Origin of the sequence: Streptomyces sp. NPDC020845 (genome assembly GCF_044334165.1) — a bacterium.
Lineage (GTDB): Bacteria > Actinomycetota > Actinomycetes > Streptomycetales > Streptomycetaceae > Streptomyces.
Genome location: NZ_JBIRSJ010000007.1, coordinates 566,478 through 589,761 on the forward strand (window position 1 = coordinate 566,478; position 23,284 = coordinate 589,761).

10 protein-coding genes are annotated in these 23,284 nt (G+C 72.2%); 8 read left to right on the forward strand and 2 right to left on the reverse strand.

The features are described from left to right. Positions 1-220: 220 nt before the first annotated feature. Positions 221-2,461, reverse strand: a complete 2,241-nt coding sequence (locus tag ACH4U7_RS21055; RefSeq protein ID WP_398529369.1) for an MMPL family transporter — start codon at positions 2,459-2,461, stop codon at positions 221-223. A 268-nt stretch (positions 2,462-2,729) separates the two neighbouring features. On the opposite strand from ACH4U7_RS21055, the gene ACH4U7_RS21060 reads away from it, so the two are divergent. After that, a complete protein-coding gene (locus tag ACH4U7_RS21060) occupies positions 2,730-3,722 on the forward strand; it encodes an ATP-binding cassette domain-containing protein (protein ID WP_398529370.1) in 993 nt (330 codons plus the stop codon). Beyond that, a complete protein-coding gene (locus tag ACH4U7_RS21065; protein WP_398529371.1) occupies positions 3,719-4,582 on the forward strand; it encodes an ABC transporter permease in 864 nt (287 codons plus the stop codon). Before ACH4U7_RS21060 ends, ACH4U7_RS21065 begins: the two co-directional genes overlap by 4 nt. A gap of 20 nt (positions 4,583-4,602) precedes the next feature. Here ACH4U7_RS21065 and ACH4U7_RS21070 read toward each other — a convergent pair whose 3' ends face one another. Then, positions 4,603-5,622 (reverse strand): LuxR C-terminal-related transcriptional regulator, encoded by a 1,020-nt coding sequence (locus ACH4U7_RS21070; protein WP_398529372.1) that lies wholly within the window; start codon positions 5,620-5,622, stop codon positions 4,603-4,605. A gap of 161 nt (positions 5,623-5,783) precedes the next feature. Here ACH4U7_RS21070 and ACH4U7_RS21075 point away from each other — a divergent pair, with 161 nt between their 5' ends. From ACH4U7_RS21075 to ACH4U7_RS21100, 6 genes are all read left to right on the forward strand, one after another. Next, positions 5,784-6,053, forward strand: coding sequence for a hypothetical protein (locus ACH4U7_RS21075; protein WP_398529373.1), 270 nt, complete (start codon positions 5,784-5,786; stop codon positions 6,051-6,053). A gap of 178 nt (positions 6,054-6,231) precedes the next feature. Beyond that, positions 6,232-6,585 (forward strand): hypothetical protein, encoded by a 354-nt coding sequence (locus tag ACH4U7_RS21080; protein WP_398529374.1) that lies wholly within the window; start codon positions 6,232-6,234, stop codon positions 6,583-6,585. A gap of 37 nt (positions 6,586-6,622) precedes the next feature. Then, positions 6,623-7,621, forward strand: a complete 999-nt coding sequence (gene sbnA, locus ACH4U7_RS21085; RefSeq protein WP_398529375.1) for a 2,3-diaminopropionate biosynthesis protein SbnA — start codon at positions 6,623-6,625, stop codon at positions 7,619-7,621. A gap of 2 nt (positions 7,622-7,623) precedes the next feature. Beyond that, positions 7,624-15,498, forward strand: coding sequence for an amino acid adenylation domain-containing protein (locus ACH4U7_RS21090; protein WP_398529376.1), 7,875 nt, complete (start codon positions 7,624-7,626; stop codon positions 15,496-15,498). 283 nt (positions 15,499-15,781) lie between these two features. Continuing rightward, positions 15,782-22,954, forward strand: a complete 7,173-nt coding sequence (locus ACH4U7_RS21095; protein ID WP_398529377.1) for an amino acid adenylation domain-containing protein — start codon at positions 15,782-15,784, stop codon at positions 22,952-22,954. Between the two features lie 89 nt (positions 22,955-23,043). Then, on the forward strand, positions 23,044-23,247 hold the full coding sequence (locus ACH4U7_RS21100) for an MbtH family protein (RefSeq protein WP_014179368.1): 204 nt from the start codon (positions 23,044-23,046) through the stop codon (positions 23,245-23,247). Positions 23,248-23,284: the final 37 nt, after the last annotated feature.

Genomic DNA, 23,284 nt, shown 5'->3' on the forward strand with positions numbered 1-23,284 from the left:
CGGGGGGGGGGGGGGGGGGGGGGGGGTGGGGGGGGGGGGGGCGGCCGCGGGGGGGGGGGGGGGGGGGGGGGGGGGGGGGGGGGGGGGGGGGGTTTGGGGGGGGGGGGGGGGGGGGGGGGGGGGGGGGTGCCGCCCCCCCCGCCCGCTGTCGTCACCTCAGTACCTCTGTACGTTTCGTGGTGCGGAATGTGTCGATGTCACTTTCACTCAGGGGTGTGGTTCAGTACGTGACCGGCACGCCCTGGGTGTCGCGCGCCGCCACGTGGCTGGGGCCGCTGTAGCCGGCCTCGGCGGGGCGGGACTTGCGGAGGAAGCCGGGTGCGGCCCAGTTCGCCCGGCCCAGCAGGGCCATCACGGAGGGCAGCAGGATCGCCCGGACGACCGTGGCGTCGAGCAGGACGGCCACCGCCAGGCCCACGCCCAGCTGCTTGAAGTCCTGCATGGCCAGGGTGCCGAAGACCGCGAACACGGCGACCATGATCAGGCCGGCGCTGGTGACCACCCCGGCGGTGGAGCGGATGCCGTGGGCGATGGCGTCCCGGGTGGTGGCGCCGCGGTCGTAGGCCTCGCGGATCCGGGAGACCACGAACACGTGGTAGTCCATCGAGAGCCCGAAGAGCACCACGAACACGAACAGCGGCATCCAGGACTCCAGGGCGCCCGGCGCCTCGGTGCCGACCAGGGAGGCGCCCCAGCCGTGCTGGAAGACGGCGGTCATCACGCCGTACGCGGCGCCCACCGACAGCAGGTTGAGGACGATCGAGGTCAGCGCGATGACCGGGGACCGGAAGGACACCAGCATCAGCAGGAAGGTCACGCCCATCACGAAGGCGAAGACCGGGACGATGCTGCTCTTGAGCTGGTCGTTGTAGTCCTCGGAGAAGGCCAGGTCACCGCGGACGAGCGTGGTGGTGTCCGAGACCTTGCCGAGAGTGTCGGGGATCAGGGTGTCGCGCAGTTCCTTGAGGGCCTTCTTGGAGGTGGCGTCGGTGCCGTTGCCGATCAGCGGGACGCTGATCTCGGCGATGTTCTGCTTGGCGTGCACCGTGACGTCGATCTGCTTACCGGTCTGCCCGGAGGCGAGCGCCGCCTTCTTGAAGTCGGCGATGGCCTGGGTGACCTGCGGGGAGTCGATGTCGTTGGACTTGATCACCACTCCGGCCGGGGCGGGGGCGCCGGGGAACTCCTTTCCGATCTGTGTCGAGATGGACACCATCGGGTTGTCGGCGGGCAGCAGCTTGTCGGTGCCCAGCTTCTCGGTCTTCATGCCCAGGGCCGGCGCGGCCAGGGCGAGCAGCAGTGCGGCGCCCAGGACGGCGAAGACACCGGGCCGGGCGAGCACCCCGCGCAGCAGGGCGTTGGTACGACGGCCGCCGACGGCCGCGGCGGCCGCGGCGCGGGCCTGGCGGCGGCGGGCGATGAAGGGGATACGGCCCTTCTCCACCCGGTCGCCGAGCATGGCCATCATGGCGGGCAGTACGGTCATGGAGCCGATGACCGCGATCAGGACGACCTCGATGGTGGCGAAGGCGAAGCCCTTGAACACGGTCAGCCCGGACAGGAACATACCGGCCATGGCGACCACGACGGTGATGCCGGAGATCAGCACCGAGTGTCCGGAGGTGGCGGCGGCGATGTGCAGGGCGGATTCCTTGTCCCGCCCGGCGGCCCGCTCCTCCCGCTCCCGGCGCAGATAGAACAAACAGTAATCAACCCCGACGGCCAGGCCCATGAGGAACATCACGGAGCTGGTCATGCCGTCGACCGGCACTACCTGGCTGGTCAGGGCCAGCAGGCCCATGGCGCCGACGCAGGCGGTTGCGGCGAGCAGCACCGGCAGCACGGCGGCCACGAAGGCGCCGAAGACGATCAGCAGGATGCCGAGGGCGACCGGGAGCGCGGTCATCTCGGCCCGTGCGAAGTCCTCGCCGAGGCTGTCGTTGATGCCCTTGAGGCCGGTGGCGGCGCCGTACTGGCCGAGCGTCACCGCTTCATGGGCCTTGTCTGTCTTCTCGACGGCGTCAATGACGGGCTGGATGCGGTCGGCCGCGGTGTCCGGGTCGCCCTTGACGTCGTACTGGATGAGGGCCGAGTGCTTGTCCTGCGAGACCACATGCGTGGTGTTCGGGTCGTGCAGGTTCTTGACCAGCCCGGTTTCCTTGAGCGCGTTCACCGTGGCGGTGACGGCGCCCTGGAACTCGGCGTCGCCGGCGGTGAGTTTGTCGCTGTGGACCAGGACCAGCTCCGCGGCGGGCGGTGCCAGGTCGGCGTCCTGGAGGATACGCTCGGCCCGACCGGAGTCCCCCGTCCCGTAGTCGGCGTTGGTCAAGGTCTTCTGTCCTGCGGCGCCGCCCACGACGGTGACCAGGACGACCAGGATCAGCCAGCCGAAGACGGCCGTCTTTCGATGGCGGGCGCTCCAGTCACCGAGCGCGGCGGCGAAATTTCGATGACGTGCCATTACCTCTCCTGCGGTCAGCGGCGTTTGCCCCGTAGCCGCGGAGGCCGTGGGGGATTGACCAAAACGCTAGGCGCTGCGCAGGGGCCATGGAGCCCGTGGAGCTTGCAGCAAGCTGCGCCTGCAGAGTACTGCCACCAGGATCCGGACATATCGGGCACCAGGCAGGCGATTCCGCTGCTACATTTCCCAGCAGCTTGATACCCGAACTCCCATGTTTCGAAGGGAATTCGGATTTCCATCGAAAGGGAAAGCTGGGAGAGGGGGATTCGTGGATATCGCCATCGCGGCAGAGAATCTTGGAAAACGCTATGGAAATCACCAGGCGCTCGCCGGAGTTGATCTCGAAGTGCGGTCCGGAACCGTACTCGGACTGCTCGGGCACAACGGGGCGGGCAAGACCACCACCATCCGCATGCTGGCCACGCTGCTGGAACCGGACTCCGGCAGCGCCCGGGTCGCGGGCTTCGACGTCGTACGCGAACAGCGCGAGGTGCGCCGGAGGATCGGCCTGGCGGGCCAGTACGCCGCGGTCGACGAGCTGCTGACCGGCCGGGAGAACCTGGTCCTGCTGGGCACCCTGCTGCGCCTTGGCCGCAGACGGGCGCGGCAGCGGGCGGAGGAGTTGCTGACGGCGTTCGAGCTCACCGGGGCGGCCGACCGTCCGGTGCGCACCTACTCGGGCGGGATGCGGCGCCGGCTGGACCTGGCGGCCTGTCTGATCGCCTCGCCGACCGTGCTGTTCCTCGACGAGCCGACGACCGGGCTCGACCCGGCCAGCCGGATGGTGCTGTGGAAGATGGTGCGGGAGCAGGTCGCCCAGGGCGTGACCATGCTGCTGACCACGCAGTATCTGGAGGAGGCGGACTTCCTGGCCGACCGGATCATGGTCTTCGCCGCCGGCCGCACCCTGGCCGAGGGCACTCCGGACGAGCTCAAGCAGAAGGTCGGCGGGGAGTGGCTCGAGGTGGCCGTGGCCACCGCCGAGGACCTGCCCGCGGCGCTTTCCGCGCTGGGTCCGGTGGCCGGCGCCAGCCCCACCGTGGACGAGACGAGCCACCGGATTTCCGTCCAACTGGCGGACAGGATGGGCTCCATCGCGGCCGCCGCGGCCGCGCTGGAGGGCTGCGGGGCCGATGTCGTGGACTTCGCGCTGCGCCGCCCCTCGCTCGACGACGTGTTCTTCCATCTCACCGGGGAGAGCAAGCCGGATCCGAACAAGTCTGGCGAGAACCCCACAACCACGGCGGAGGACGGGTCATGAGCAGCGTGACGGGACCGGCCGAGCTGGGTGCGGGGGCGGCCGGGACGGCTGCGGCGGGGGGCCGCTTCGCGGCTGTCGGAGATGTGCTGGCCCTCACCGGGCGGCATCTGCGGCATCTGCGCAGAACACCCGAGAAGCTGATCGCGGTGGCCCTGACGCCGGTGGCCATGGTGGTGATCCTGGGCTATCTGTTCGCCAGCGTCATCACGATCAAGGACAGTGGCGGGGTCGAGTACCACGACTACGTCATGGCCGGGGTCTTCGCCCAGATCGGGCTCACCTGCATCGGCATCACCGCGCTGGGAGTGGCCTCGGACATGGGCAAGGGGCTGATCGACCGATTCCGTTCGCTGCCGATGGCCCGGTCATCGGTGCTGGTCAGCCACACCGCGGCCGATCTCGCCCCGGTGGCGATCAGCATGGTCGCGGTGGGCGGGATCGGTCTGCTGGTCGGCTGGCGCACCGATGCGGGGCTGCTGCCCATCGCGGGCGGCTTCGCGCTGCTGCTCGCCTTCGCGTACGCGATGCTGTGGCTGGGCGCGCTGCTGGGGATGGTGCTGCGCAACATGGAGGCCATCAACGGCATCTCGGCCCTGGCCCTGGTCATCCTCTCGTTCATGTCCAACTCCTTCATGCCGCTGTCCGGGCTGCCCGGCTGGCTGCGCACGGTGGTGGAGTGGAACCCGGTCAGCACGGTGTCCGAGGCCTGCCGGGTGCTGTGGGGCAACGCCCCCGCCTCTTCGGGCGGGAGCCTGCCGATGGAGCATCCGGTGCTGGTCTCGGCCATCACGGTGGGTGCGCTGATCGCCGTACTGATCCCGGTGGCCCTGCGGACCTTCCGCACGGCCGCCGTGCGCTGACCATGGCGGCCGCCCGCCGGTCACTCCGGTTCCGAGGACCCGTCCGCGCTGCCCTGCAGCCAGCCCCGCTCGCCGGCGATCACCCCGGCCTGGAAACGGCTGCGGGCGCCGAGCTGGGTCATCAGTTCCGCGGTGATCCGGCGGGCGGTCCGTACGGAGATGCCCATCTTGCGGGCCACCACCTCGTCGGTGTGGCCCTGGGCCAGCAGGCTCAGCACGGCGCGGGCCTGGCTGGTGAGCCCGGTGTCCTCGTCGCGCCGGCGCGTGGCCCCGAACGGCGGGGCCTCCTCCCAGATGTGTTCGAACAGCGCGCACAGGGCGGAGACCAGCCCGGATCCGCGCAGCAGCAGCGCCCCGACGGCGGTGTCCTCGGGGTTGCTGGGCACGACGGCCGCCTGCCGGTCGAAGATGACCATGCGCAGCGGCAGCGAGGGGACCACCCGGACCCGGCAGCCGAGGCCGGTCAGCCAGTCCAGATAGGACACGGTCTGGGGGTGGTTGATCACGCTCTCCAGATAGACACAGCGCATGCGCACGCCGCGCTCCAGGAGTGCCTGGTCGATCGGCCTGCTGGCCTGCCGGGACTCGGCCGACTGCCCCCCGCCGGTGGTGAATTCCATGATCTCGGAGGTGCAGTCATGGGCCAGCTCCTCGAGCCGGACCCGGACCATGTCGATGCCGTTCAGCTCCTCGACGTCCACCCGGCGCTTGTTCTGGACGGAGTCGACGTATTCGGCGACGATCTTGCTGATGGCGAGCTTGCCGGAGGTGATCTCCTGCTGCCGCTGGGTCAGTTCCACCTCTTGGCGCGCCAGCAGAGACACCAGGCTGATCTCGGGATTGATTAATAAGAGCCCGCCAGGCCGCTGGTCGGACTCGCGCACCAAGGAGAGCCCGGCCAGTTCGTCCAGGGCGCTCCTGACCTTCTCCTCACTCCAGCCGAGTTGTCCGGCCAGGCCTGATATGCCGAGTTCGGGCCGGCCCAACATCGCTCGGTAGACGCTCTCGGCCGCGGAACTGACACCGAGGATCTCCAGCACGTGTGTACTCCCTCGTCCCCCCGCGCGCCCCCGCGCGTGATCGAAACCCACCCCTACGTCCCGATCACTGCATGTTACGGCACGAACGGGGTGCGACCGCGCGGTAGTTGATTAATTCACCTGTCCTTCGGCAGCCCGGCATCGAACCGTGAGAGGTGGCCATGTACATCGTCATGGGACGCATGCTGCGCGGCCGTACGATCGTGGACGCAGGGCAGCTACGAGCACTGGTGTACGCCGCCGCCGAACCGGAGGACGGTCTCGAGCACGTCTACGCCGAGACCGATCTGGATGGCGCCGGTACCGTCCTCTTTCTGTGTGCCACTTCCGCAGAACGAGCTGAGGCCACCGCCGTCCGTATCGTGGACCGGCTGCTCGCCCAGGATGAACTCCGGGGCTGGGAATGGGAAGGCCGTCGAGGCGAAGTCTAGGGAGATCCCAAATAATCCCTGGCATTCTCCGGCCATCGCAGGACCCTGACAGCGTAAACACATGACACCGGGTCTACGGCAGTACAGACTCATAACACCGGACAGGAATTCAAAACATTCTGGAATTCCCGCTTCCGAAACTCGAGAGTAACCAATCCTCAGCGAAAAGGGAATACTCATGCCTGCCATCAACCACTCCTCCGCCCGCATGAATGCGTTCATCTCGCTCGCTTTCGGAGCCGTCATTCTCGCCACTTCCCCGGCCGGGACCGGCGTCGGCTGGGACAGAGCCGGCGCGTTCGGCCCGGAGGTCGGCTGGGACAAAGTCGCCGTCGGCTGGGACCTGGCCCCGGCCCATGACCCCGGCGTGGGCTGGGACAACGTGGCGGCCGGCGCCCCGGACGCTGGCTGGGACAGCGCGGGCGCCGACCGCACGGACGTCGGCTGGGACCTGGCCCCGGCCCACGACCCCGGCGTCGGCTGGGACCGCAAGCCCCGCACCGACAACGTGGGCGACGTGGGCTGGGACTGAGCAGCGGTACGGATACGGCGATCAGGGGGAAGGTCTCGTGCCCATCATCACGACGCCGCAGGAGTTCAACGAAGAAGACCTCTTCGTGGACCTGCGGGAGATGTTCGGTTATCCGCTCTACCTGAAGTGCGAGGGGTTCAACTTCGCCGGCTCAATCAAGCTCAAGGCCGCCGCATCCATGATCGAAGCGGCGGAACGCGGCGGGCTTCTGGGCCCCGAATCGATCCTGGTCGAGTCCTCTTCGGGAAACCTCGGTATGGCGCTCAGCATGATCGCCGCCGCCAAGGGCTACCGGTTCATCTGCGTGGTGGACTCACGGACCAACCTGTCGACCCGGCAGGTCATCGAATCCCTCGGCAGCGAGGTGCATGTCATCACCGAGCCGTCCGTCACCGGCGGTTTTCTCGGGGCGCGCCTCGATTTCGTACGCGGTCTCTGCACCACGGATCCGCGTTACGTCTGGCTGAACCAGCACGCCAACCAGAACAACTGGAAGGCGCACTACCGCACCACCGCGCCCGCCATTGAAAAGCAGTTCCCCAACCTGGAAGTGCTGTTCGTCGGGGCGGGCACCACGGGCACCCTGATGGGCTGCGCGCGCTACTTCAAGGAGCAGCCGAACTCCCCCGTCACGGTCGTCGGCATCGACAGCGTCGGCTCGGTCACCTTCGGCACACCGGCCGGCCCCCGCATGATCCCGGGCCTGGGCGCCGGAGTGCGGCCCGCCCTGTTCGACCAGCGGTACCTCGACGACATGGTGCTGGTCCCCGAGATCGAGACCATCCGCACCTGTCACACCCTGGCCCGCGGCGGCTTCCTGTTCGGCGGCTCCACCGGCACCGTCGTCAACGGCGCCGTGAAGTGGCTGGCCGAACACCGCCCCGGCCAGGACGTCACCGCCGTGGCCATCTCGCCCGATCTCGGCGACCGCTACCTGGACACCATCTACCGGCCCACCTGGGTCCAGGACGTCTACGGCCTGGACGCGCTGGAGCCGGCTCCCCGTCCGGGCGCCGTCACATCAGGAGTGCACTGACGATGAGAGAGACCGACCTTTTCGAGCTACCGCTCTCCGGTGCGCAACGGGAGATGTGGTACGCACAAGCGCTCGACCCCGGAAACCCCGTCTACACCATGGCCGACCATCTCGACCTGGACGGGCCGCTGGACCTGGCGCGGTTCGAGCGCGCCTGGTGGCAGCTGATCCACGAAACCGAGTGCGTACGGGCCCGGTTCGGCGAGCGCGACGGCGAGCCCGTACAGACGGTCCATCCGCTCGGGGAGCGGACGCTCGCGGTACGGGACTACCGCGCCGCCACCGACCCCGACGCGGCCTCCCGCCACCGGATGCACGAGGACCTGCGGCTCCCGTCGTCCCTGGGCGCCGAGGCGTTCCACAGCGAGCTGCATCTGCTCGGGCCGCGGCGCACCCGGCTCTACGCACGGGCCAACCACATCCAGATGGACGGCTACAGCCGCTCGGTGTTCTACCAGCGGTTCGCCGCTCTGTACGAGGACGGCGGGGACGCACACGGCGCGCTGCCGCCGCTGGCCGATCTGCTCGCCGACGAGGAGGCGTACCTCGCCTCGCCCGCCCACACCCGCGACGCGCGGTTCTGGTCCGGCCGGTTCGACACCGCCCCCGAGCCCACCCGGCTGTCCCGGCGGCGCCCGGCGCACGCCCACCACACCCTGCGCCGCACCGCCCCGCTGCCCGAGGCCACCGTGGCGCGCTTGAGCGAACTGGCCTGGCAGGCGCGGGTGACCTGGCCCACCACGCTGATCGCGGCCACCGCCGCCTGGGCCGCCCGGGCCAGTGGCGACGGGGAGGTGCTGCTGACCCTGCCGGTGCCCGCCAGGACGGGGGCGACCGCGCGTGCCGTGCCCGGGATGCGCGCCAACTTCCTGCCGCTCGCCCTGTCGGTGCGCCCCTCGATGACCCGCGCCGATCTGCTGCGGCACACCGCGGCCGAGCTGCGCGCCACCGTCCGCCACCAGCGGTACCGCGGCGACGAGCTGCGGCGCGAACTGGGCTTCACCGGCGACGCCGACACCACGTACGGGCCCACCGTCAATGTGCTGGAGTCCGGAGTGGACTTCACCTTCGGCGACGCCTGCACCGGCCGGCTGCACAACCTGTCCACCGGGCCGGTGCCCGATCTGCAGATCATCTATCTGGACGCACCGGGGGACGGCTGGACGCTGCGCCTGGACGCCAACCCCAGCCTGTACACCGACGCCGAGCTGACCGCCCACCAGGACCGGCTGCTCACCGCCATCGAGTCCTTCGCACACGGCGCCGACGACCTTCCGCTGGGCCGTGTCGATGTCACGCTGCCCGCCGAGCGGGAGCGGCTGCTCGTCGACTGGAACGCCACCGAGCGCACCGGCGGCTTCACGGACGTGGTGGAGCGGGTACGGGAGCTGGCCGGTCTCGCGCCGCACGCGGTGGCCGTCGACGACGGCACGACCCGGCTGAGCTACGCCGAGCTGGTCACCCGCGCCGACGCCCTCTCCCGCACCCTGACCACCTCCGGGCTCTCCACCGGCTCCCTGGTCGCGCTGGCCGCGGGGCCCAGCGCGGCCTTTGTGACCGCGGTCCTCGGCGTGCTGGGCGCAGGGGCCGCGTGGGTGCCGCTCGACGTACGGGCCCCCGTCGCCCGCGGGGCCGCGCTGCTGGCCGACAGCGGGGCGCAGGCGCTGCTGTTCGGCCGCGACCAGGAGGAGTTCGCCCATCAGGTGCTGGCCGCCTGCGGCAGCTGGCCCCAGGTGATCGAACTGGAAGGGTCCGGGGATGGCTCCGGGAATGCTGCGGCGGATCTTCTACCGGTTGCGGGCAAGGGCGACGACCTGGCTTACGTGATCTTCACCTCGGGCTCCACCGGCCGCCCCAAGGGCGCGATGGTCCACCGCCACGGCATGGTCAACCACCTCCTCGCCAAGGTCGAGGACCTGGATCTGACCGCCGCCGACTCGGTGATCCACAACGCGCCCGTCACCTTCGACATCTCCATCTGGCAGATGCTGTCCGCGCTCGTCGTGGGCGGTCGCACCCGGGTGGTGTCCCGCGAGGTGGCCGGCGATCCGCAGACGCTGTTCGCGCTCGCCGACGCCGAGCGGATCACCGTGCTCGAAGTGGTGCCCTCGCTGCTGCGGGTGGCCCTGGACGAGTGGGACGCCGGGGCGGCCCGGCCCGAACTGACCGCGCTGCGCCATCTGGTGGTCACCGGGGAGACCCTGCCGGTCGACCTGTGCCGCCGCTGGCTCGCGCACTACCCCGGTGTGCCGCTGGTCAACGCGTACGGGCCCACCGAGTGCTCGGACGACGTCACGCACGCCTTCATCCGCTCCGAGGACGACCTGGGCCCGGTGCGGGCGCCGATCGGCTCGGCGGTACGCAACACCAGCCTGTACGTCCTCGGCGACGGGCTGCGCCCGGTGCCCGCCGGAGTGCCGGGCGAGCTGTACGTCGGCGGGTTCGGGGTCGGCCGCGGCTATCTGGACGATTCGCGCCGCACCGCCTCCGTGTTCGTCGCCGACCCGTACTCGCCGGTGCTCGGCGCCCGGATGTACCGCACCGGTGACCGGGTGGTGCACCGCCCGGACGGGCAGCTGGAGTTCCTGGAGCGGGTCGACCACCAGGTCAAGATCCGCGGCCATCGCATCGAGCTCGGTGAGATCGAGGCCGTACTGCGCGATGTGCCCGGCGTCATCGACGCCGTGGTGACCGTGGCCGTGGACCGCGAGGGCAACTCCCGGCTGGCGGCCTTCCTGTCCGGCACCGCCGATGTGGTCGCCGCGCGCGACCGGGTCGCGGGCGCACTGCCCGACTACATGGTGCCCGCGGCCTTCGTCGTCCTGGACGCCCTGCCGCTGACCGTCAACGGCAAGGTGGACCGCAAGGCACTGCCCGAGCCGGACTTCGCCGCCGCGGCGGCGGGTTCGGGCCGCGCCCCGCGGGGTCCGCGCGAAGAAGTGCTGTGCCAGCTGTTCGCTGATGTGCTGAACCTGGAGCGGGTGTCGATCGACGACGACTTCTTCGGGCTCGGCGGCCACTCGCTGCTCGCCACCAAGGTGATCAGCCGGCTGCGGGTGCTGCTCGGCATCGAACTGCCCATCAAGGCCCTGTTCGACGCGCCCACCGTGGAACGGCTCGCCGCCGCGCTGGACGGCGCCGGCCAGGCGCGGCCCGCGCTCGTCGCGGCGGACCGCCCCGCGGAACTGCCGCTGTCCTTCGCACAGCAGCGGCTGTGGTTCCTCGGCCACCTGGACAACCGCAGCGCCACCTACCACCTCCCCCGGGCGCTGCGGCTGTCCGGCGAGCTTGACCCGGCGGCGCTGGCCGAGGCGCTGGCCGACGTGGTCGCCCGGCACGAGAGCCTGCGCACCGTCTTCCCCGAGGTGGACGGGCGCGCCACCCAGGTCGTCCTGGCCGCCGAGGTGGCTCGTCCTGGCCTGCCGGTGACCGAGGCGGCCGAGGACGAGCTGGAGTCGCTGCTCGCCGAGCGGGCGGCGCGCCCGTTCGACCTGGCGGCGGAACTGCCGCTGCGCGCGGAGCTGTTCAGGATTGCCGAAGAGGAACACGTACTCCTCGTGGTGCTGCACCACATCGCCGGGGACGGCTGGTCGGTGCTGCCGCTGGCGCAGGACCTGCGCGAGGCGTACGCGGCGCGGCTGCGCGGCCGGGCGCCCGCGTTCCGGCCGCTGCCGGTCCAGTACGCCGACTACACGCTGTGGCAGCGCGAGCTGCTGGGCGACGAGAAGGACCCGGACAGCCTGGCCGCGCGGCAGCTGGAGTTCTGGCGCGAGGCGCTGGAGGGCCTGCCGGACGAACTGGAGCTGCCCACCGACTTCCCGCGCCCCGCGCTGCCCTCCTACCGGGGCGGCACGGTGGAGTTCCGCCTGGAGCCCGAGCTGCACACGGCCGTGGTGGCGCTGGCGCGCTCCTCCGGGGCGAGTGTGTTCATGGTGCTGCAGGCGGCGCTCGCGGCGCTGCTGTCCAAGCTGGGCGCCGGGGAGGACATCCCGCTGGGCACACCCGTCGCGGGCCGCGGCGAAGCCGCGCTCGAGGGGCTGGTCGGCTTCCTCGTCAACACGCTGGTGCTGCGCACCGATGTGTCCGGCGACCCGACCTTCCGCGAGCTGGTGGGGCGGGCGCGCTCCGCCGACCTGGCGGCGTTCGACCACCAGGACGTGCCCTTCGAGGCGCTGGTGGACGCGGTCAGCCCGGCCCGCTCGCTGTCGCGGCAGCCGCTGTTCCAGGTGATGCTGGCCTTCCAGAACAACGCGCCCGCCGACTTCGGGCTGCCGGGCCTGATCACCACGATGGCCCCGGTGCCCACCGGCACCGCACGCTTCGACCTGGCCTTCGAGCTGACCGAGGAGCACAGCACAGAAGGTGTGTCCGGCGGCATCGGCGGACAGCTGGAGTACAGCGCCGACCTGTTCACCGAGGCGAGCGCGGCGGTGATCGCCGAGCGGCTGGTCGAGCTGTTGCGCAAGGCCACCGCCGAACCGGACCGGCCGCTGAGCCGGCTGGACGCCCTGCTGCCCGAGGAGGCCACGCACCTCCTCGGCACATGGGCCGGCAGCGACGCCCAGGTCCCCGAAGCGGGCACGCTCCCCGAGCTGTTCGCCGCCCGGGTGGCGCTGGACCCGGACCGTACGGCGCTGCTGGCCACGGGCGTCGGCCCGGTCACGTACGGGGAGCTGGACGAGCGGGCCAACCGGCTCGCCCACCATCTGATCTCCCTCGGCGTGGGTCCTGAGGACACCGTCGCGCTGGTCCTGCCCCGCACCGTCGAGGCGGTGGTGGCGGTGCTCGCGGTGCTCAAGGCGGGTGCGGCGTATCTGCCCGTCGACCCCGCGTATCCGCAGGACCGCGTCGACTACGTTGTCGAAGACGCCCGGCCGGCCGCGGTGCTTACCACGGTGGAGCGGGCGGGGGCATTCCACGTGCCGTCAGGCACAGCTGCCGGCATCCTCGCGCTGGACTCGCCCGAGACCGCCGCCCGGCTTGCCGCGGCCCCCGCGCACGACCCGACGGACGCCGACCGGCGGGCGCGGCTGACGCCCCAGCACCCCGCGTACGTCATCTACACCTCGGGCTCCACCGGCCGCCCCAAGGGCGTGGTCGTACCGCACGCCAATGTGGCGGTGCTGGCCGCGCAGGGCGAGCCGTTCGGGGTGCGGGAGGGCGTCCGGGTGCTCCAGTTCGCCTCGTTCAGCTTCGACGCCGCGGCCTGGGAGGTCTGCACCTCGCTGCTGACCGGCGCGGTGCTGGTGCTGGCCGGCGAGGAGGACCGGGCGCCCGGCGAACCGCTCGCCGCGCTGATCGCCGAGGCCCGGATCGACGTGGTCTGCCTGCCGCCGACCGTGCTCTCGGCCTGGCCCGAAGACCTGCCCATGCCCGAGGGGATCACGGTCATCACAGCGGGCGAGGCCTGCCCGCCCGAGCTGGTGGAGCGGTGGTCGGCCGGGCGCCGGATGATCAACGCGTACGGGCCCACCGAGACCACCGTGTGCGCCACCCTCAGCGAACCGCTCTCCGGGGCCGTCAAACCGCCCGTCGGCCGCCCGCTGCCCGGCACCCACGTACGGGTGCTGGACGCGGCGCTGCGGCCGGTGCCGGCCGGGGTCACCGGGGAGCTGTACGTGGCGGGCGCCGGGCTGGCCCGCGGCTATCTGGGGCGGGCGCGGCTGACCGCCGAACGGTTCGTCGCCGACCCGTACGGGGAGCCGGGGACACGGATGTACCGCACCGGGGACCTGGTGCGCTGGCTGCCCGACGGGACGCTGGACTACGTCGGCCGCTCGGACGACCAGGTCAAGCTGCGCGGCTTCCGGATCGAGCCCGGGGAGATCGAGAGCGCCCTGCTCGCGGACCCCGGTATCGCGCAGGCCGCGGTGATCGTGCGCTCGGACCGCCCCGGCGAGAAGCGCCTGGTCGGATACGTCGTACCGGCCGGGGACGAGGCGCACCAGGTCCCCGATGCGGCGCGGCTGCGGGAGCGGCTGGCCGACCGGCTGCCCGACTACATGGTCCCCGCCGCCTTCGTCACCCTGGACGCCCTGCCGCTGACCGGCAACGGAAAGCTGGACCGCAAGGCGCTGCCCGCGCCCGACTTCACCGCCCGCGCCACCGGCCGGGCGCCGGTCACCGCGCAGGAGGAGACGCTGTGCCAGGTCTTCGCCGACGTACTGGGCCTGGAGCGGGTCGGCGCCGACGACAGCTTCTTCGACTTGGGCGGCGACTCGATCGTCTCGATCCAGCTGGTGGGCCGGGCCCGTAAGGCCGGGCTGCTGATCACCGCGCAGGACGTGTTCACCCACCGCACCCCGGCGGCGCTCGCCGCCGCGGCCAAGCCCGCCGCCGAACAGGTGGTCCTCGGCACGGACGACGGCGTCGGCGCCCTGGCACCCACCCCGATCGTCCACTGGCTCCAGGAGCTGTCCCAGGGCGCGGAGTTCGCCGGATTCCACCAGGCGGTCGTGGTGCACACCCCGGCCGGCGCCACCCAGGCCACCCTGGCCGCGGCGCTTCAGGCCCTGCTCGACCACCATGACGCGCTGCGGATGCGCCTCGAGTCCAACAGCACGACCGGGCGCTGGACGCTGCGGATCGCCGAGCCCGGCGCGGTGCGCGCCAAGGAGCTGCTGAGCCGCGTCGGTGTCGCCTCGCTGCCCGAGGAGTCCTGGGCGGAGGCGGTGACCGGCTCGGCCGCCGCGGCCCAGGCCCGGCTCGACCCGCGCTCGGGCGTCATGGTCCAGGCGGTGTGGTTCGACGCGGGCCCCGGGCGCACCGGGCGGCTGCTGCTGACGATGCACCACCTGGTCGTCGACGGGGTGTCCTGGCGGATCCTGCTGCCCGACCTGGCCCAGGCGTACGAGGCGGTCACCCACCGCACCCCGGTGGCGCTCCAGCCGGTGGGCACCTCGCTGCGCCACTGGTCCGGGCTGCTGGCGGCCGAGGCGCGCACGGTGCGCCGCGGCGCCGAACTGCCGTACTGGCGCGAGGTGGTGGCCGCCTGCGATCCGCCGCTCGGCACCCGGCCGCTCGACCGCGCCCGGGACACCACGGCCACCGCGCGCACCCTGCGGCTGTCCCTGGACACCGACACCACGGCGGCGCTGCTGACCGAGGTCCCGGCCGCCTTCCACACCGAGGCCAACGACGTGCTGCTGGCCGGACTCGCGCTGGCCGTGGCCGACTGGCGGCGACGCAGGGGCGAGGAGAGCTCGGCCGTACTGGTGGAGCTGGAGGGCCACGGTCGGGAGGAGTTCACGGAGGGGGTGGACCTGAGCCGGACCGTCGGCTGGTTCACCACCACCTCCCCGATCCGGCTGGAGGTGGGCTCGCACCTCGTGCACGACTCCGACTGGGCCGAAGCCTGGTCGGGCGGGCCCGCGGCCGGTCTGGTCCTCAAGGCGGTCAAGGAGCAGCTGCGCGCCGTGCCCGACCACGGCCTGGGCCACGGTCTGCTGCGCCGCCTCGCCCCGGACACCGCGCCCGAGCTGGTCGCGGCGGACCCGCCGCAGCTGGGCTTCAACTACCTGGGGCGGCTGCCCGCCCCGGTGGCCGAGGACTGGTCCGTCGCCCCCGAGGCGGCGCTGGTCGCGGCCGGTGCGGACCCGTCCCTGCCGCTGCCGCACGTACTCGGGCTCAACGCCCTCACCGAGGACGGCCCGGACGGGCCGCGGCTGGTCGCCGCCTGGACCTGGGCCGCCGAGCTCCTGGCGGAGGACGACGCGCGAGCCGTCGCCGAGGGCTGGTTCCGCGCGCTCAAGGCCCTGGCCCTGCACGCCCAGAGCCCGGATTCGGGCGGGCACACCCCTTCCGATGTCGACCTGGTGGAGCTGAGCCAGGACGAGATCGACGAGTTCGAAGACGAGATGGATGAGTGGTCCCTTTGAACCCTCCCCCAGCCAAAGCAGGGGGATTCCTGGCTCAGGAAGCCCCGCAGACCAGCGGCCTGCAAGGTCTTACTCCCTCAACACCAGCCGGGACGGAACCTGCCCGGTTTGCTGAGCAAAGCCTGGCTGCGCCGTCTTGGTTCTCGATCAGCGCGGTATGCGCGCTTGGTTCTCGCAACGCACAACACACAGCTTACCCGACTATATGGGCGGTCTTGCCCTGTTTCGCAGGGGTTCGATTCCTCCCCGGGCCAAAGCCTGGGGCATCCTCGAAGGAGACTCGGTGACCGGAACTCCGATTCAAGCAGCGAGCGAGACCGCTCGCCGGGCGCCGGACGGAGGTGCCGTCCGGCCGCCCAAACGGTCCAATTTCAGTGATGTCCTGCCGCTGACCCCGCTGCAGGAAGGGCTGCTCTTCCACGCGGTGTACGAGCAGCAGGCCGATCTTGACGTGTACGCCATCCAGCTGGTGCTGGACCTGGAGGGCCCGCTGGACGCGGGCCGCCTCAAGGCCGCGGCCACCGCCCTGCTCCAGCGCCACCCCAACCTGCGGGCGGCCTTCCGCTACCGCAAGAACGGCGACCCGGTGCAGCTGATCCCGCGCACCGTCGAGGTGCCGTGGGCCGAGACCGATCTGCGCTCGCTCGCCCCCGAGGAGCGGGCCGCCGAGGCGCGGCGCCTCACCGACGAGGACCGGGTGCGGCGGTTCGACGTCCACCGCCCGCCGCTGCTGCGGTTCATCGTGATGGACTTGGGCGAGGGCGCGCACCGCGTCGTACTGACCGCCCATCAGATGCTCTTCGACGGCTGGTCCATGCCGCTGATCGTGCGCGAGCTGTTCACCCTGTACGGCGAGAACACGGCGGCTCTCGCCCCCGCCGCCCCGTACAAGTCCTATCTGGCGCATCTGTCCGGGCAGGACCGGGCCGCGGCCGAGGAGGCGTGGCGCGGGGCGCTCGCCGGGCTCGACGAGCCGACCCTGGTGGCCCCTGGCGCGGCAGGGCGCGCGGCGGCGCTGCCCGGACACCACGCGGTGGAGCTGCCCGCGGCGTTCACCGCCGAGCTCACCGCCTGGGCGCGCGGCCGGGGCCTGACCCTGAACACCGTGGTGCAGGGCGCCTGGGCGGCCACCCTCTCCACCCTCACCGGGCTGCGCGACGTGGTCTTCGGCGGCACGGTCTCCGGCCGGCCGCCGGGGCTGCCCGGGGTCGAGACGATGGTCGGCCTGTTCATCAACACCCTGCCGGTCCGGGTCGACCTGGACCCGGCCCGCTCGTTCGCCGACATCCTCACCGCGCTCCAGGACCGGCAGACCGGACTGCTGCCGCACCAGCATCTGAGCCTCACCCGTATCCAGCAGACCGTCGGCGCCGGGGAACTCTTCGACACCGTCCTGGTCTTCGAGAACTATCCGCTCGACCCCTCCGAGATGGCGGAGCCCGCCCCCGGGCTGCGCATCACCGGGCTCGAGGCCAAGGACGCCACCCACTACCCGCTGAGCCTGATGGCGCTGCCCGGCGAGCGGCTGCGGCTGGACGTCGGCTACGCCCCCGACCTGTACACGGCCGAGGAGGCGGCCGCGGTGATGGACCGGCTCACGGGGCTGCTGCGCACCCTGCTCGACCACCCCGACCGGCCCTTCGGGCAACTCGACGCGCTGCTGCCCGGGGAGCGCGAGCGGGTGCTCGATCTGCCCGCCGACCCGGCGCCCGCGGACCCGTTCGCGGATGTGGTCGAACGGGTGCGGGCGCTGGCCCGCGAGCAGGCCGAGGCCCCGGCGGTCACCGACGGCCGGGAGACCCTGAACTACCGCGAGCTGGTGGGCCGGGGCAGCGCCCTGTCCCGGGAGCTGACCGGGCGTGGCATCGGCCCGGGCTCGCTCGTGGGCGTGCTCGCCGCGCCCGGGGCCCGGTTCGTCACGGCGGTGCTCGGCACGCTGGGCGCGGGCGCGGCGTGGGTGCCGCTGGACGTCACGGCGCCGATGGCCCGTACGGCCGCGCTGGTCGCGGACGCGGGGGTGGCCCTGCTGCTGACGGATGCCGAACACACCGCGCTCGCCGCCGAGGTGGGCGGCGCGCTGCCCGTCCTGACGGTGAACGGCCACTGCGACACCTTTGGTGACCTCGCACCCGTGGCCGGGGCGGGCGACGACCTGGCGTATGTCATCTTCACCTCGGGCTCCACCGGCCGCCCCAAGGGCGCGATGGTGCACCGCCGGGGCATGGTCAACCACCTCCTCGCCAAGGTCGAGGACCTGGATCTGACCGCATGTGACACGGTCGTGCACAACGCGCCCGTCACCTTCGACATCTCGGTGTGGCAGATGCTGTCCCCGCTGGTCGTGGGCGGTCTGCTGCGCGTGGTGCCCAAGCGGACGGCGGCCGACCCGGCCGAGCTGTTCGGGATGGTCGGCCCGGAGCGGATCAGCATCCTGGAGGTCGTGCCCTCGCTGCTGCGGGCCGCCCTGGACAGCTGGGACGCGGGCGCGGCGGTGCCCGATCTGACGCGGCTGCGCCGGCTGGTGGTCACCGGCGAGGCGCTGCCCGCCGAGCTGTGCCGCCGCTGGTTCGCGTACTTCCCCGGCATTCCGCTGGTCAACGCGTACGGGCCCACCGAGTGCTCGGACGATGTCACCCACGCCGTGATCCATGACGCCGACGAGGTGCCCGGGGTACGGGCCCCGATCGGATCGGCGGTCCGCAACACCGGCCTGTACGTCCTGGACGACGGGCTGCGCCCGGTGCCCGCCGGGGTGCCCGGCGAGCTGTACGTCGGCGGGATCGGGGTCGGCCGCGGCTATCTGCACGACCCGCGCCGCACCGCCTCCGTGTTCATCGCGGACCCGTACTCGCCGCTCCCCGGCGCCCGGATGTACCGCACCGGGGACCGGGTCGTACGGCGGGCCGACGGGCGGCTCGAATTCCTGGAGCGGCGCGACCACCAGGTCAAGATCCGCGGCCATCGCATCGAGCTCGGCGAGATCGAGGCCGTGCTGCGCACCGTGCCCCAGGTCACCGACGCGGTGGTGAACGTCGCGAAGGACACCCGGGGCGAGGGCCGGCTGGTCGGCTATCTGGCGGGCACGGCGGACCCGGCGGCGGCCCGCGCGTCGGTCGCAGAGCGGCTGCCGGAGTACATGGTGCCGTCCGCGTTCGTGCTGCTGGACGCCCTGCCGCTGACCGCCAACGGCAAGGTGGACCGCAAGGCGCTGCCCGCCCCCGAGATCGCCACCTCGGCCGGGCGCGGCCCGCGCACCCCGCGCGAGGAGCTGCTGTGCCAGGCGTTCGCCGAGGTGCTGGGCCTGGACCAGGTCTCCATCGACGAGGACTTCTTCGACCTCGGCGGCCACTCGCTGCTCGCGACCCGGCTGATCAGCCGGGTGCGGTCGCTGCTGGACGTCGAGGTTCCGCTGCGTACGGTCTTCGAGGCGCCGACCCCGGCCGCGCTCGCCGCCCGGCTGACCGGCGCGGACGCGGCCCGGCCCGCGCTGACCGCGGCGGCGCGCCCGAAGCGGCTGCCGCTGTCGTTCGCCCAGCGGCGCATGTGGTTCCTGGGGCGTCTTGAGGGCCCGTCCGGCACCTACAACCTGCCGTGGACGCTGCGGCTGACCGGGAAGGTGGACCGGCCCGCGCTGCGCGCCGCGCTCGGCGATGTGGTGATGCGCCACGAGGCGCTGCGCACCGTCTTCCCCGAGGCGGCCGACGGCCCGTACCAGCGCATCCGCCGCCGGGCGCGGATCACCCTGCCGGTGCACCATGTCACCGAGACCGAACTGGAGCGATCTGTCGGCGAGTTCGCGTCGCGCGGCTTCGACCTGTCCCGAGAACTGCCTTTCCGGGCTGCGTTGTTCGCACTGGGCAAGGACGACAACGTCTTGGTGACGGTGATCCACCACATCGCGGGCGACGGCTGGTCCAACGCCCCCCTGGCCCGGGACCTGAACCGCGCCTACGCGGCCCGGCTGCGCGGCGAGGAGCCGCGGTGGAGCCCGCTGCCGGTGCAGTACGCGGACTACGCGCTGTGGCAGCGCGAGCTGCTGGGCGACGAGAGCGACCCGGAAAGCCTGGCCGCCAAGCAGCTGGCGTACTGGCGCGAGACGCTGGACGGACTGCCGGACGAGCTGGAGCTGCCCACCGACTTCCCGCGCCCCGCGCTGCCCTCCTACCGGGGCGGCACGGTGGAGTTCACCATCCCGGCCGCCACCCACGCCCGCGCCGCCGCGCTGGCCAGGGAGTGCGGGGCGAGCCTGTTCATGGTGGTGCAGGCCGCGCTGGCCACGCTGCTGTCCAAGCTGGGCGCCGGGGAGGACATCCCGGTCGGCACCCCGGTGGCCGGGCGCACCGATGACGCGCTGGACGACCTGGTCGGCTTCTTCGTCAACACCCTGGTGCTGCGGGGCGATCTGTCGGGTGATCCGACCTTCCGGGAGCTGGTGGGCCGGGTGCGCTCGGCGTCGCTGGCCGCCTTCGCCCATCAGGACCTGCCGTTCGAGCGGCTGGTGGACGCCCTGTCGCCGGCCCGGTCGATGGCCCGGCACGCGCTGTTCCAGACGATGCTGGCGTTCCAGAACAACGCGGCGGCGAAGCTGGAACTGCCGGGGCTGGAAGGGAAGGTCGGGGCGGCGCGCACCGGCAAGGCCCGGTTCGACCTGGCCTTCGACCTGGCCGAGGAGCACACCGAGGCCGGGGCGCCGGGCGGGATCGCCGGGCGCCTGGAGTACAGCGCCGATCTGTTCACCGAGGAGACCGCCCGCACGCTGGCCGCCCGCCTGGCCCATCTGCTGGACCGGCTCACCGCCGCCCCCGACGGCCGCCTCGCCGAGACGGACGCGCTGCTGCCGGGCGAGCGGGAGCGGCTGCTGGTGGACTGGAACGGCGCGCCCGCGCACCCCGCCGAACCGCCGCTGTACGAGCGCTTCCAGGCCCGGGTGGCCGCCACGCCCGACCATCCCGCGCTGCTCTTCGAGGGCCATCAGGTCAGCTATCGCGAGCTGAACGAGCGGGCCAACCGGCTGGCGCGGGCCCTGGTCGCGCGCGGCGCGGGCCCCGACCGGCTGGTCGCCATCGCCCTGCCGCGCTCCCCCGAGATGGTCGTGGCGGCGCTCGCCGTGCTCAAGTCGGGCGCCGCGTATCTGCCCATCGACCCGGCCTACCCGGCGGACCGGATCGGCTACATGGCCGAGGACGCCCGGCCGGTGCTCGCCCTGACCGACCGTGAGGTGGCGCGGGCGGTGCCCGGACTGGCCGCCGCGCCGCATCTGCTGCTCGACGACCCGGAGGCGGTGGCGGAGATCGCCGCCCTCCCGGGGGACGATCTGCGGCCGCATGAGCGCCGTGCCGCGCCGAGCGCCGACCACACCGCGTACGTCATCTACACCTCGGGCTCCACCGGCCGCCCCAAGGGCGTCGTCGTGCCGCTCGGCGCCTTCGCCAACTTCCTGGCCGAGACCTCGCGCCTGCTGGACCTGGGCGCGGACGACCGGCTGGTGTCGGTGACCACCTTCGGCTTCGACATCGCCAACCTGGAGCTGTTCGTCCCGCTGCTGTCCGGCGCCACCCTGGTGCTGGCCCCGCCCGCGGCCGTACGGGACCCGCAGGCGCTGGCCGCGCTGCTGGTCGAGGCCCGCGCGACCGTCGTGCAGGCCACCCCGACGCTGTGGCACGCCCTGGTCAGCGGGCATCCGGGGGCGCTGCGCGAGGTGCACGCGCTGACCGGTGGCGAGGCGATCGGCCAGGACCTGGCCACCGCGCTGCGCGACGCGGCGCGCAAGGTGACCAATCTGTACGGGCCGACGGAGACCACCATCTGGTCCACCGCCGCCGAGCTGGACGGCACGGGCACCCCGCCCATCGGCCGCCCGCTGGCCGGCAACCGGGCGTACGTCCTGGACGCGGCGCTGCGGCCGGTGCCGGCCGGGGTGACCGGCGAGCTGTACCTCGGCGGGGCGTCCCCGGCCCGCGGCTACCACGACCGGCCGGGGCTGACCGCGCAGCGGTTCGTCGCCGACCCGTACTCCCCGGTGCCCGGCGCCCGGATGTACCGCACCGGCGATCTGGTGCGGCGGCGGCCGGACGGCACGCTCGACTATCTGGGCCGGGCGGACCACCAGGTCAAGGTGCGTGGCTTCCGGATCGAGCTGGGCGAGATCGAGACCACGCTGCTGAGCCATCCGCGGGTGGCGCAAGCCGCGGTGGCGGTACGTGAGGACACACCCGGCGAGCCGAGGCTTGCGGCGTACGTCGTACCGCGCGGCGAGCCCGGCCTGGACCTCGCGGAGCTGCGGGCCCATGTGGCGGGCGCGGTGCCCGACTACATGGTCCCGGCGTTCCTCACCGAGCTGGAGCGGATGCCGCTGACGCCCAACGCGAAGGTGGACCGCAAGGCCCTGCCGGCCCCGGGGCTGCCCCGCGCGGCCACCGGCCGCGGGCCGCGCACCCCGCTGGAACAGACGCTGTGCCAGGCCTTCGCCGACGTACTGGGCCTGGATCGGGTCGGCGCCGAGGACAGCTTCTTCGAGCTGGGCGGCGACTCCATCCGCTCCATCCGCCTGGTCGGCCGCGCCCGTGAGCTGGGCGTCGGGCTCACCCCCGCCGACGTGTTCCTGCACCGGACGGTGGCGGGCCTGGCCACGGCGGCCACCGCGGCCGGCTCGGCGCCGGATGTGCCCGACGCCTTCGCCCGGGTGCTGCCGATCCGCTCCCAGGGGACGCGCCCGCCGCTGTTCTGTGTGCACGGCGGGGTCGGGCTCTCCTGGCCGTTCCTGGAACTGGCCGGTGCGCTCACCGATTTTCCCGTGTACGGATTCCAGGCGGGCGGAATTCTGTCGCCGACTCAACAGCCCGCCTCCGTACGGGAAATGGCTGCGGAATACATCCGGAGACTGGTGGAAATCCAACCCAATGGCCCTTACCATATTGTTGGATGGTCTTTCGGAGCGCTGGTCGCCCATGAAATGGCCGTCCAATTGCAGAAGCAGGGGCGCGAAGTGGCGCTGCTGGCCAACCTGGACGGCTTCCCGGCGACGGAGTCCGACCCGGAGGAGGACCTGAGCGATCAGGCCCTGCTGGCCCAGATCCTGCTGCGCTGCGGCCTCGATCCGCAGGGCGGCGCCGAGGGCGGGGACAAGCTGGACGCCGCCGGGGTGCTGGCGCTGCTCGCCCGGGACGGCAATCCCCTCGCCGAGCTCGACGAGGCGCAGCTCGGCCATCTCATCGGGGTGATCCGCCACTTCAGCGCCCTGGGCTCGGCCCACCGGCCGGACCGCTACCGCGGGGAGCTGCTGTTCTTCGCGGCCACCCGGGGGCTCGCCCCGTCCGCACCGGCCGAAGACCTCTGGTCGGCGCATATCGAGGGCGCCATCGTCCGCCACGAGGTCGACGCCGACCACGACGGAATGCTGGCCCCACAGCCCGCCTCCCATATCGCCAAAGTCATTTCCGAAGCGCTCGGCGGCTAGCCGAGAAGACTTCCCGAAGAGAATGGTGAATTTCTTCCGAGGGATGCCCATGCCAGAAATCGAGCAGCGAGAGAGGAAAGCATCCGGATATGACAAACCCCTTCGACGACGAGACCGGAACCTTTCTGGTCCTGGTCAACCACGAGGGCCAGCACTCCCTGTGGCCCGCGTTCGCCGAGGTCCCGGCCGGCTGGACGGCGGTACTCGCCGAGACCAGCCGTGAGGAGGCCCTGGCCTATGTCGAGCGCACCTGGACCGATCTGCGCCCGAAGAGCCTGATCGACGCGGCCTAGCCCGCTCACACCCGACCGATACCCGACCGACGCGGAC